The organism is Streptomyces sp. NPDC048516, from assembly GCF_043199875.1.
In the GTDB taxonomy this organism is placed as follows: Bacteria; Actinomycetota; Actinomycetes; order Streptomycetales; family Streptomycetaceae; genus Streptomyces.
In genome coordinates this window covers 16,852-28,254 of sequence record NZ_JBICWS010000041.1, presented here as the reverse complement: position 1 = coordinate 28,254, position 11,403 = coordinate 16,852, and the positions used below count along the sequence as shown (strand labels likewise).

The window sequence follows — 11,403 nt, the reverse complement described above, 5'->3', positions numbered from 1 at the left end:
GGGGGGGGGGGGGGGGGGGGGGGGGGGGGGGGGGGGGGGGGGGGGGGGGGGGGGGGGGGGGGGGGGGGGGCGGCGCCCCCCCCCCCCGGGGGGGGGGGCCCCCCCCCCCCCCCCCCCCCCCCCACGGCGCAGCGATCACCAGGTGGCGGCAAATGCGCCGCCCGGCCCTCGGGGAGACACACCCCTGAGGGAGCCCTCTACGGCGACAGCGTCAGCGTGTCCTTGCCCGCCTTCTTGACGGCGTCCTGGCTGTACGCCCAGGGCAGCAGGTCGCCCTTGGCCCACTTGTCGGTCTGGTCGTAGTAGTGGGCGTCGTACGCGTGCCCGGAGGCGCCGGTGAGGTTGATCCAGCGGGACTTGTCGAGGTCCGCGAGGTTGACCACCATCCGCATCGACGGGACCCAGGTGACCTGGTAGCCGCCGGCGGCGTTCCAGCCGGTGGCGTCGACCGCGGCCTCACCGCCGCCGACGTTCCAGGGCCCGCGGTTGAACAGGCCCTGCAGCATGCCGGGTCCGTCGGTGCCCAGGGTCTGGTTCTTCAGGAACATCTGGTGCAGCCGGCCCCAGCTCCAGTTGTCGATGTTCTTGCCCAGCTTGGAGGTCAGTTCGTAGCGCGCGTCCTTCATGGCGTGCGCGAGGAGCTGGTCACGGTTCTTGTCGCCGGGGCGGTTCGGCCGGTCCTCCGTCTTCCACCAGGCGTTGTTCGGGTCGTCCAGGATGCCGCGGACGACCTCGTACCAGCGGTCGCCGCCGTCGGGCTGGGCGGTGTCACCGGCCCGCTCACCGCATTCGCGGATGTACTTGTCGTTCTCGTCGGCGGGGCCGGTCTCGTCCGCCGGGCGGACGGTCAGGCACTGCCCGTCGGGGCGCAGCTCCTTGGGCATCTTGTTGCCGAAGGCGAGCTTGAGGGTGTTGCGCCAGACGGCGTTGAAGTAGGCGGCCGCGGCGGAATCGGGCTCCTGGGTGAAGTCCCAGCCCTCCAGCAGCTGCTGGGCGTCGCGGACGTACTTGTCCTTGATGTCGATCTTCGTGAGGTACGGCGTCAGCAGCCGGGCGATCTCGCTGCTGTTGTCCTTCTGGAAGGCCTGCATATCGTCGGTCGAGACCTTGCCGCCGTCCTTGATCTTCGACTCGATCAGGTCGTTGATCCGCTGGCTGCGGGAGCCGTAACCCCAGTCCTTGGTGAGGAGGTAGGGGTACTTCTCGTCCGTGACGGCCTGGTTGGCGGTGACGATGTAGCCGCGCTGGGGGTTGTACTCGTACGGCAGCGCCTTCTGCGGGATGTAGCCGGTCCACTGGTACTTCGGGTCCCAGCCGGGCGCCGGGAGGGTGCCGTCGTAGTGGCCGTCGCCCTTGCCGCGGACCGGGATCCGGCCCGGGGCCTGGTAGCCGATGTTGCCCTTGGTGTCGGCGTAGATCAGGTTCTGCGAGGGGACCTCGAAGTCGCCGGCGGCCTTGCGGAAGCCGTTCCAGTCCTTGGCGCGGTCGAGTGCGAAGACGGCGTCCATGGACTTGCCGGGGGTCAGCGCGGTCCAGCGCAGCGATACGGCGTAGCCGTCGCCGCGGTCCGGTGCCGCGTTGCCGACCGGGGCGTCCTTGCCGACATTGGCCAGTTCGCCGTCGCGGTCGGAGACGATCGGCCCGTTCTTGGTGGACCGGACGGTGATCTCGCGGCTCTCGCCGTCGGCGACCTTGATGGTCTCCTTGCGGGTTATGAAGGGCTGCTGCTTGTTGTCGTAGAGGTAGCCGTCGGCGTTGACCTTCTCCAGGTAGAGGTCGGTGACGTCGGCACCGAGGTTGGTCATGCCCCAGGAGATGTCCTGGTTGTGGCCGATGACGACGCCGGGCATCCCGGAGAAGGTGAAGCCGGAGACGTCGTAGTTGCACTTGGGGCCGGTATTACGGCAGTGCAGGCCCATCTGGTACCAGAGCGAGGGCATCTGCGGTGCCAGGTGCGGGTCGTTGGCCAGCAGCGGTTTGCCGGTGGTGGTGTGCGCACCGGAGACGACCCAGGAGTTGGAGCCGATGCCGTTGCCGTTGGGGCCGAGCAGCGCCGGGACCTTGTCGAGGGTCTTGGACAGCGAGGACAGCTGCGACGTGAGGCCCGCGGTCGCGCCGGCGGCGGTGGCGGGGGCGGCGTTCGCCGAGCCCTTGGGCGAGAACTTCTTGGTGGCGCGGTCGACCGCGCCGCCCTCGACGATCGGCTTGTTCCGCTTGTACGGGTATGCCGGGTAGAGCTGGGCAATCTGCTCCGGGGTGAAGCGGCTGGTCATCAGGGAGCGGTCGATCTCCTCCTGCATATTGCCGCGGAGGTCCCAGGCCATCGCCTTGAGCCAGGCCACCGAGTCGACCGGCGTCCACTTCTGGGGCTTGTAGTCGTTCTGGAAGTCCAGCGCCGCGTACTCCAGGGACACCGCCGAGCCCTCGTGGTCCTTGAGGTAGGCGTTGACGCCGGCGGAGTAGGACTGGAGGTACTTCTTGGTGCTGGGCGAGAGCTTGGTGTCGTACTCCTTCTGCGCCACGTCGTGCCAGCCGAGGGTGCGCAGGAACGAGTCGGTCTTGACCTCGCTCTTGCCGAACATCTCCGAGAGCCTGCCGGAGGTCATGTGGCGCCGCACGTCCATCTCCCAGAAGCGGTCCTGGGCCTGGACGTACCCCTGGGCGCGGAAGAGGTCTTCGTCGGTGTCGGCGTAGATCTGCGGAATGCCGTTGCCGTCGCGGACGACATCCACCGGGTTGGTCAGGCCCGGGAGTTTGAGCGAGCCGGTGGTCTGCGGGAGCGAGGCGCGGACGGTACTGACCCCCCAGAACGCGCCGAAGCCGATGCCCGCCACGAGCAGCAGCACGACCGTGATCGCGACGAGGCGGCCGCGCCGCCCCTTCTTTTTCCTGGGGACTGGGCCGGACTTGTTGGCGGGCATCTCGGTCCTTCGAGGGGCAGGGTGGGAGTGCTGGAGCAACCATAGGCGCACGGGTCCGGCTACCCCTACGCGGAGTCACCGCCAGCACCCCCAACCTTCAAGTAATGGTAAATTGTTAGTCTCAGTAACTAGATACGGTAAGGAAAGCCCCCTCCCGAACCCGTGCGAGGAAGGACCAGCTCCTGTCTGTCGACCACCTCAACGAACTCCTGCTGTTCTGCTCGCTCGTACTGCTCATCGCGGTTGCCGCGGTACGGCTCTCCTCGCGCAGCGGGCTCCCCAGCCTGCTCATCTACCTGGGGATAGGCATCGCCATAGGCCAGGACGGCCTGGGCGGTGTCGTCTTCGACAACGCCGAGCTGACCCAACTCCTCGGCTATACCGCGCTGGTCGTGATCCTCGCCGAGGGCGGTCTGGGCACCAAGTGGAAAGAGATCAAGCCGGCGCTGCCCCGGGCGGTGTCGCTGTCGACGGTCGGCGTCGCGGTGAGCGTGGGGGTCACCGCGGCCGGAGCGCACTATCTGGCCGGGCTCGACTGGCGGCAGGCACTGCTGATCGGCGCCGTGGTCTCGTCCACGGACGCCGCGGCCGTCTTCTCCGTGCTGCGCAGCGTGCCGCTGCCGGCCCGCCTGACCGGTGTGCTCGAAGCCGAATCCGGCCTCAATGACGCCCCCGTGGTCATCCTCGTCGTCGCCTTCTCCACCGCGGGGCCGGTCGAACACTGGTACCTCCTGCTCGGCGAGATCGCCCTGGAACTGGCGATCGGCGCCGCGCTCGGCCTGGCCATCGGCTGGCTCGGCGCATACGCGCTGCGGCACGTGGCACTGCCCGCGTCGGGCCTGTACCCGATCGCGGTCATGGCCATCGCCGTCTCCGCCTACGCGGCCGGTGCGCTGGCGCACGGCTCGGGCTTCCTCGCCGTCTATCTGGCCGCGGTGGTCCTCGGCAACGCCAAGCTGCCGCACTCCCCGGCCACCCGCGGCTTCGCCGAAGGTCTCGGCTGGATCGGCCAGATCGGGATGTTCGTCCTGCTCGGCCTGCTGGTCACCCCGCACAACCTGCTGGACGACTTCGTGCCCGCGCTGCTGATCGGCATGATCCTGACGCTGGTGGCCAGGCCGATGTCCGTCTTTGTGGCGCTGCTGCCGTTCCGGGTGCCCTGGCCGGAGAAGACCCTGCTGTCGTGGGCCGGACTGCGCGGCGCGGTGCCGATCGTGCTGGCCACGATCCCGATGGTGAGCGATGTTCCCGGCAGCGACCGGGTCTTCAACATCGTCTTCGTCCTGGTGGTCGTCTACACCCTGATCCAGGGGCCGACGCTGCCCTGGCTGGCCAAGCGGCTGCGGCTGGGCGACGACGAGGAGGCCGCCGACCTGGGCATCGAGTCCGCTCCTCTGGAACGGCTGCGCGGCCATCTGCTGTCCACCTCCATCGGCCCGGCCTCCCGTATGCACGGCGTCGAGGTCGGTGAACTGCGGATGCCCGCGGGCGCCGCGGTCACCCTCGTCGTCCGGGACGGTTCCAGCTTCGTGCCGTCACCCTCGACGGTGCTGCGGCGCGGCGACGAGCTGCTGGTGGTCGCCACCGACCCGGTACGCGACGCGGCCGAACGGCGGCTGCAGGCGGTCTCCCATGGCGGCAAGCTGGCCGGCTGGCTGGGGACGGGCGGGCCCCCGGAGCGGCGGGGGCACCACCACCGCTGAGGCTCGGCCGGGCTCGGGGCCCGGGGGCTCCCGAGGTGCGGGCTCTCGGGGTGCGTCCCCCGGAGTGCGGGAAATGTGCTGCAGATCTCCACGGATCCCAAGGAAATTTACCTGAAGCCCAAGCCAATCCCAGGGCTTCCCGCACGACGGCCTGTAGGATGAAAAGGCAACATCGACGAACCAACTCTGCCTGATGCAGAGCTGGCGCGACCGCTCGGCGGCCGCGGTCCTCCTGCCACACGCAGCCACCCTCTCGGTGCGGACCACGCGGTATCACTCGGTCCTGCGCGAGAGGACAGCTCTCGGCGCGTACCCGTGACGATCTCGCGGGTGGCGCGCTACCAGGCGGCAGAAAGGCCCGGCCGTGGCATCCGCGGTCAAGGATTCCCGTTCCGGATACGGACCACTGCTCCGCACCCCTGGTGCATGGACATTCCTGCTGCCCGGCTTTCTGGCCCGGCAGCCCTTCGCCATGCTGACGATCGGCATCGTGCTGCTCGTCGAATCGACCACCGGCTCGTACGGCACCGCAGGCGCGGTGTCCGCCGCGACCGGTGTGTCCATGGCCCTGTTCGCCCCGCAGAGCGGCAAGCTGGCCGACCGCTTCGGCCAGCGCGCGGTGCTGATCCCCGGCGTACTGGTGCATGTCTCCGGCGTCGCCGCGCTGATCACCCTCGCTCTCGCGCACGCCCCCCTGTGGGCGCTGTTCGCGGTGGCCGTCCCCACGGGCGCCTCGACACCGCAGGTCGGCCCGATGGTGCGGGCCCGCTGGGCCTCCCGGCTCGGCGGCAGCCCGCTGATGCCGACCGCCGCCGCCTTCGAGTCGGTGACCGACGAGTTCACCTTCGTCGTCGGCCCGGTGCTGGCGACCGCGCTGTGCACCGGCATCCACCCGGCGGCCGGTCTGGTCGCCGAGGCCGCGCTGACGCTGGCCGGCGGGCTGCTGTTCGCCTCCCAGCGGCGCAGCCAGCCCCCGGTGCACCGCCCGCAGGCCGGCGACCGGCCGCGCGTCTCGGCACTGGCGGTGCCCGGCGTGCGCGTCCTGATCGTGGCGTTCCTCGGCATCGGCGCCGTCTTCGGCGGTATGCAGGTCTCACTGACCGCGTTCACCCAGCACATCGGGCAGCCCGGCATCAACGGCGCGCTCTACGGGATCTTCGCGGGCGGCAACATGCTCGCCGGTATCGCCTGCGGGGCCATCACCTGGAAGGTCGGCCCGCGCCGCCGGCTGCTGGTCGCCTACGGGCTGCTGGCACTGGCCACCACCCCGTTGTGGGCGGTGACCGCGGTACCGCTGCTCGGCGCGGTCGGCCTGGTCGTCGGCCTGTGCATCGCACCGGCCCTGATCACCGGCTACACGCTGGTCGAGTCGCTGGTGCCGGCCGCCGCCCGCACCGAGGCCTTCACCTGGCTGACCGGCGCGGTCGCGCTGGGCCAGGCGGCCGCGACCACCTCCGCGGGGCAGCTCGCGGACGGCTTCGGGCCGAGCACCGGATTCCTGGTGCCGCTGGCCGGTACGGCACTGGCCCTGACGGTGCTGCTGACGCTCCGCGCCCATCTGCTGCCCCGTGCCTCGACCGAGGCTGCCTGCGCCCCTGCGACCGGCGTGAACGCACAGGTCACAGCCGTTTCCGACGACCGGGAGCGGGAGCTGGCGCGCGTCTGAAGGGCCCTGCAGGAAGCCTGACGGAACGTGGAGTCGGTCACCGTACGGCGGTCACGGTGGACTGGCGGGCGGGAATACTGCAATATGGAGCGTCGTTAGCACTCATCGAGTGAGAGTGCCAGGAGGAAGACAAGTGCCGACGTACCAGTACCAGTGCACCGAGTGCGGCGAGGGCCTCGAGGCGGTGCAGAAGTTCACCGACGACTCTCTCACCGAGTGCCCCGGTTGCCAGGGACGCCTCAAGAAGGTGTTCTCCGCGGTCGGCATCGTCTTCAAGGGCTCCGGTTTCTACCGCAACGACAGCCGCGGCTCGTCGTCCAGCAGCAGCCCCGGGAAGAACGCCTCCGCGTCGGGCAGCACGTCCTCGTCGGACTCCTCGGGCTCCTCCGACTCCTCGTCGAGCTCCTCGTCCGGCAGCTCGGACAGCAAGTCCTCGACCCCGGCCGCCGCGTCGTCGTCCGGCAGCTCCTCGAGCGCCAGCTCCGCAGCCTGACCCACAGCTCTTCGGGCCCCGCCGTCACCGACGGCGGGGCCCGTCGTCGTGCGCCTTGCCCGGCCTTACGGCTTTCTTTCGTCTTCGGCACCCGCCCGCCCCCGGCCGCCGCACCCCGATAGTGTGACCGGCATGGCTGACGCGGAGATTGGCGTAATCGGCGGATCGGGGTTCTACTCCTTCCTCGACGACGTGACCGAGGTCACGGTGGACACCCCCTACGGGCGCCCCAGCGACTCGCTGTTCCTGGGAGAGATCGCCGGCCGCCGGGTCGCGTTCCTGCCCCGGCACGGCCGCGGCCACCACCTTCCGCCGCACCGCATCAACTACCGCGCCAACCTCTGGGCCCTGCGCTCGCTCGGTGTGCGTCAGGTCCTCGCCCCGTGCGCGGTCGGCGGCCTGCGCCCCGAATACGGCCCCGGCACGCTCCTGGTCCCCGACCAGCTCGTCGACCGCACCAAGGCCCGCCCCCAGACCTACTTCGACGGCGAACCGCTCCCCGACGGACAGATCCCCAATGTCGTCCACCTGACCTTCGCCGACCCGTACTGCCCCACGGGGCGGCAGGCCGCCCTCAAGGCGGCGCGCGGCCGGGACTGGGAGCCGGTCGAGGGCGGCACCCTGGTCGTGATCGAAGGTCCCCGCTTCTCCACCCGCGCCGAATCGCGCTGGCATGCCGCCCAGGGCTGGTCGGTGGTCGGCATGACCGGCCACCCCGAAGCCGTCCTGGCCCGCGAACTGAGCCTGTGCTACACCTCCTTGGCACTGGTCACCGACCTGGACGCGGGTACGGAGACCGGCGACGGCGTCTCCCACGAGGAAGTCTTCCGGGTGTTCGCCGAGAACGTGGGCCGGCTGCGGGAGGTCCTGTTCGACGCGGTCGCCACCCTCCCGGACACCGCTGCCCGCGCCTGCCTGTGCACCGAGGTCCACACCGGCTGGGACCTGGGCATCGACCTGCCGTAAAGGCCTCGGACGTGCCTGCCGTAGCGCCTTGGGGCTTTCCTGCCGTAATGCCCTTGGACCTGCCGTAACGGCCTTGGACCTGCCGTAACGGCCTCGGCGGACTGCTCGGCTTCCCCCTTGCGGGTGGCCGGGTTGTCCACAGGGGCGGGGGCGTCCACAGCCCGGAGCGGGCGGGAGTGGATTCCGGCACGGTGGTGAGTCCGGTCCCTCCGGCCCTCTCACCGCAGGCGGTGCCCACCATGCCCCATACCCCTTCCGCTCCTTCTGCTTCTCCCACTCCTTCCGCGCCTCCCCCGCCTCCCTCTCCTCTTCCTCCTTTCCCTTTCCCACCCCGGGCCGACCCGGCCCTTTCGTCTCCGCCGCTCCCCACTCCCCCGCGGTGTGACGTGCCACACTTCGCTCCCGTGCGAGCGGGCGGCGGGCGGCGCCGATGGGGGCGGAGCGCGCGGCAGCGGATGCTGGCCGCCGGCCTGGCGATGACCGCCGCAGCACTGGCCTGCGGAGCCTCGTACGGTGCCGTACGAGCCGCGCCCGTCTCCGGCTGCCCGTCGGCAACGGCCGCGGGAGGGCGGTGACCATGCCCCAAGATCAAGTGGCGTCCGTACTCCCCTCACGCAACACTGCTGCGCATGGCGGGGCATCCGCCGCGCGCCAATGGGGTCGCGCTCACCGCACCACCACCGCGGTATCCGCCCACGGCGTCCGCAGGGTCGGCACCCTCCACCGGACGCGCACCGGGGCTCCGGCCGACCGCCGGTGCACGGGGCAGGACTGGACACCTCCGCCCCGTCCTGCCGTAAGTTGCGGTGCTGACTGTTGGTGCACCATCCGTAGTGAGCGTGGAAAGAGGCTGTCAGGTGAGCGAGAGCAAGGGCGTCCTGCAGGGGTTCAAGGAATTCCTGATGCGCGGCAACGTCATCGAACTCGCGGTCGCGGTGGTCGTCGGTGCTGCCTTCACGAACATCGTGAACGCCGTGGTCAAGGGCATCATCAACCCCATCGTGGGCGCGCTCGGTTCACAGAACCTCGATCACTACCAGTCCTGCCTGACCGAGACCTGTGCCAAGGATCCCAAGACGGGCGCGTTCGCCGACGGCATTTACATCCTCTGGGGCTCGGTGCTCAGCGCCGCCCTGACGTTCCTGATCACCGCCGCGGTCGTCTACTTCCTCATGATCCTTCCGATCAACAAGTGGAAGGAGCGCCAGGCGGCCAGGAAGCCGGACGACAGCATCCCCGCGGACCCGACCGAGATCCAGCTGCTCATCGAGATCCGCGATGCGCTGATCGCGCAGCGCGCCGGCGCACCCTCCGTGCCGTCCTCCGGGGCGGGGATCATCGGCACACAGAAGAGTCAGCACTAGCGGGCGCCTACGGCGGCCGGCCCACGCCGCCCCCTCGCCTCGCTCAGAGGTGGTGGGGCGGCTTTTCGTCGAGGAAGCGGGCCAGGTCGGCGGCGCTGTCACTGCGGTCCGGGCGTTCACCCCAGCCACGGTCGGTGTCGTCCGAGGACTGCTGGTTCAGCGGGTCGTCGAAGATCAGCCTCGCGGCGGGCATGGCGGCCGGGCGCACGGCCGGCGACGGCGCGGCGGCCGGCGCGGTCTCGGACGCGTCCTGGGGCACGTCTTGGGACGTGTCCTGGGACGTGTCCTGGGACGTGTCCTGGGACGTGGGGGCCGACTCGGGTTCGGGGCTGGTGCTCACCCCTTCAGGGTACGGGCGCGTAGAGCGCCCGGGCCCGGGCCTGGTCGAGGGCACCGCCGGCGTCGATCGGCAGAAAGTGCTCCACCTGCCACGCCTGTGCGCTGCGGGCCTGGCGACTGGTCGTCTCCACCCACGGCGGGTAGATGCGGAACGCGCGCTTTCCGCCCGTGCCGTGCCGGGACACGATGCCCCGTCCGGCGAGCACGTGCCGCGGGAAGACGAAGTGCCCGAAGCGCCCGTCCTGTCGGCTGCTGATGACGAAGAGATCGACGGCGTCCGCGGAGTCGAACGGCTGAATCGGCCCGCCGGGGCTGCGCTTCCACACCGTGACGAACTGGCCGGCCTTCGTCGGAGTCGTCTTGGCCACCCGGAACCTGACGGCCAAGCCGTCGAGAGTGAATTCATGGGCCGCGTACTCCGCGCTCTCCGCTTCGGGCACCGGCCGCGAGCAGACGAACCCGCACGGGTCGTACACCGCCGACTTCGCCGCAAGAAGCTCCTCGTGCAGCGATTCCCCACCTGCCCAGGGCTCGGCACCTGCGGGGCACTGCGCGGAGGATTCCGCGGAATTTGTCGCCATTGCGCCATCGTGCCATTGCCGGCCGCCGCGCAGGTCAGCGGGATAGCCGGGGCTCCGCGGGCCGGTGCGGCTTGCCCGGTCGCCTCGCGCCTTATCGGCCCTTGTCGTGGGTCGGTATGGGCTGCGGGCGGTGGCTGTCGCGCGGGCGGGTCGGCGGGCCCTGCGAGGCGCGGCTGCGCCTGAGGAGCCGGTTCCGGTCGGTGCCGGGCAGGGGGTGGCGGGGGTGAGCGTACTCGTGGCGGGCCATGGGGAGGGGCCTTTCCGGTCGGGGGAGAGTACGACGACCCCGTCGGAAGAGTGATGCCTCCGGGGCCGCAGCCGGGGCAGGTAGGGCGGGTAGGCCATGTGCGGCAGGTAAGGCACGTGGGGCGCCTGAGGGCCGGCCCACGGGATCCACGCTAGGCACGCGTGAGGCACATGGCCCGTTCCATGGGCTCAGTGGGTGAAGCCGCGCCGGCGTGGGCCGCGTCTGCCCCTCTGCCGGCCTGGGCTGGGCCTTCCCCTCTATACCGCCCTGGGCCGCGCCGTCCCCTGTACCGGCCTGGGCCGGGCCTTCCCCTCCATACCGCCCTGGACCGCGCCGTCCCCTGTACCGGCACGGGCCGGGCCTTCCCCTCTATACCGCCCTGGGCCGCGCCGTCCCCTCCATACCGCCCTGGGCCGCGCCGTCCCCTGTACCGGCACGGGCCGGGCCCGCGCTCGCCTCCCCTGAGCCTGGGCGGGCCGCCCCTCCCCAGGGCGGCCGTGCCGTCAGCGGGTGGCGGCGCCGGCGCCCAATGCCTCGTGCCACCACAGGTCGCGGCCCGGCTTCCAGGAGACCGGCCGGGAGCACCGGTTCACCACCAGCACGGTGCGGTCCGGGACACCCCCCGAGGCGGCGCCCCGGGCCAGCGCGTGGTCGAGAAGCGCCTTCACCGGCCGTACGGCCCCGTCCCAGAACGCCGCATCGGCCGTGATCAGCACCCTGGCCGAGGACTCACGAGTCCGGGCGACCAGTTCGGGCACCGTTAACGAGACCGGCAGCGTGGTGCGTATCGCATCCAGCCGGCCGCAGGCGAGCGTGGCGATCACCGACTCCGGCACCAGTGGCAGATGCACCGCGACCCGGTCGCCGGCCCGTACGCCGAGCCGGGTGAGCGCGGCCGCGGCCCGCTCGGCCTGGTCGAGGAGCATGCCGTGCGTCAGCTCCTCATGGCGTCCCGGCTCCCCGCTCCAGGTGAGGGCGATTCGCGACGCCTCCGGTTCCTGCACATCCCGGGCGTCGTCTGCATGCTCTGAGGTCATACGGCGCAACATGCGGACCAGGGTGCAGATCATCGATCAACGTTCGCTGAACGTCCGTTGTACGCGTCGGTGTACGGCACCGGCGT

The 11,403-nt window shown here is 70.8% G+C and carries 9 protein-coding genes; 5 read left to right on the top strand and 4 right to left on the bottom strand.

All coding sequences use genetic code 11. The annotated features are described in order from the left end of the window. Positions 1 to 197: 197 nt before the first annotated feature. A complete protein-coding gene (locus ACGFR7_RS36770; protein WP_393328246.1) occupies positions 198 to 2,921 on the bottom strand; it encodes a penicillin acylase family protein in 2,724 nt (907 codons plus the stop codon). Positions 2,922 to 3,103: 182 nt separating this feature from the next. On the opposite strand from ACGFR7_RS36770, the gene ACGFR7_RS36765 reads away from it, so the two are divergent. The 5 genes from ACGFR7_RS36765 to mscL all read left to right on the top strand — a co-directional run bounded on the left by ACGFR7_RS36765 (position 3,104) and on the right by mscL (position 9,113). Further along, a complete protein-coding gene (locus tag ACGFR7_RS36765; RefSeq protein WP_393328249.1) occupies positions 3,104 to 4,624 on the top strand; it encodes a potassium/proton antiporter in 1,521 nt (506 codons plus the stop codon). Positions 4,625 to 4,988: 364 nt separating this feature from the next. Beyond that, complete coding sequence (locus ACGFR7_RS36760; RefSeq protein ID WP_393328244.1) at positions 4,989 to 6,290, top strand: MFS transporter; 1,302 nt, start codon at positions 4,989 to 4,991, stop codon at positions 6,288 to 6,290. Positions 6,291 to 6,423: 133 nt separating this feature from the next. Next, the gene (locus ACGFR7_RS36755) at positions 6,424 to 6,783 is read left to right on the top strand and encodes an FmdB family zinc ribbon protein (RefSeq protein WP_393328241.1); all 360 of its coding nucleotides are present in this window, start codon (positions 6,424 to 6,426) and stop codon (positions 6,781 to 6,783) included. A 132-nt stretch (positions 6,784 to 6,915) separates the two neighbouring features. After that, positions 6,916 to 7,749, top strand: a complete 834-nt coding sequence (locus ACGFR7_RS36750; RefSeq protein ID WP_393328239.1) for an S-methyl-5'-thioadenosine phosphorylase — start codon at positions 6,916 to 6,918, stop codon at positions 7,747 to 7,749. 857 nt (positions 7,750 to 8,606) lie between these two features. After that, positions 8,607 to 9,113, top strand: coding sequence for a large conductance mechanosensitive channel protein MscL (gene mscL / locus ACGFR7_RS36745; protein ID WP_393328236.1), 507 nt, complete (start codon positions 8,607 to 8,609; stop codon positions 9,111 to 9,113). 43 nt (positions 9,114 to 9,156) lie between these two features. Here the strand turns inward: mscL and ACGFR7_RS36740 are convergent, their stop codons facing one another. The 3 genes from ACGFR7_RS36740 to ACGFR7_RS36730 all read right to left on the bottom strand — a co-directional run bounded on the left by ACGFR7_RS36740 (position 9,157) and on the right by ACGFR7_RS36730 (position 11,317). Then, positions 9,157 to 9,453 (bottom strand): hypothetical protein, encoded by a 297-nt coding sequence (locus ACGFR7_RS36740; protein WP_393328233.1) that lies wholly within the window; start codon positions 9,451 to 9,453, stop codon positions 9,157 to 9,159. A 4-nt stretch (positions 9,454 to 9,457) separates the two neighbouring features. Then, positions 9,458 to 10,033 carry a MepB family protein gene (locus ACGFR7_RS36735; RefSeq protein WP_393328231.1) on the bottom strand — a complete coding sequence of 192 codons (576 nt, stop codon included), beginning with the start codon at positions 10,031 to 10,033 and terminating at the stop codon, positions 9,458 to 9,460. Positions 10,034 to 10,783: 750 nt separating this feature from the next. After that, positions 10,784 to 11,317, bottom strand: a complete 534-nt coding sequence (locus tag ACGFR7_RS36730) for an AMP-binding protein (protein WP_393328228.1) — start codon at positions 11,315 to 11,317, stop codon at positions 10,784 to 10,786. Between the last annotated feature and the right edge of the window lie 86 nt (positions 11,318 to 11,403).

Bases quoted from the DNA above. Each gene is read 5' to 3' on its own strand.
- ACGFR7_RS36770 (WP_393328246.1), bottom strand. From the start codon at position 2,921: ATGCCCGCCAACAAGTCCGGCCCAGTCCCCAGGAAAAAGAAGGGGCGG.
- ACGFR7_RS36750 (WP_393328239.1), top strand. From the start codon at position 6,916: ATGGCTGACGCGGAGATTGGCGTAATCGGCGGATCGGGGTTCTACTCC.
- ACGFR7_RS36735 (WP_393328231.1), bottom strand. From the start codon at position 10,033: ATGGCGACAAATTCCGCGGAATCCTCCGCGCAGTGCCCCGCAGGTGCC.
- ACGFR7_RS36730 (WP_393328228.1), bottom strand. From the start codon at position 11,317: ATGACCTCAGAGCATGCAGACGACGCCCGGGATGTGCAGGAACCGGAG.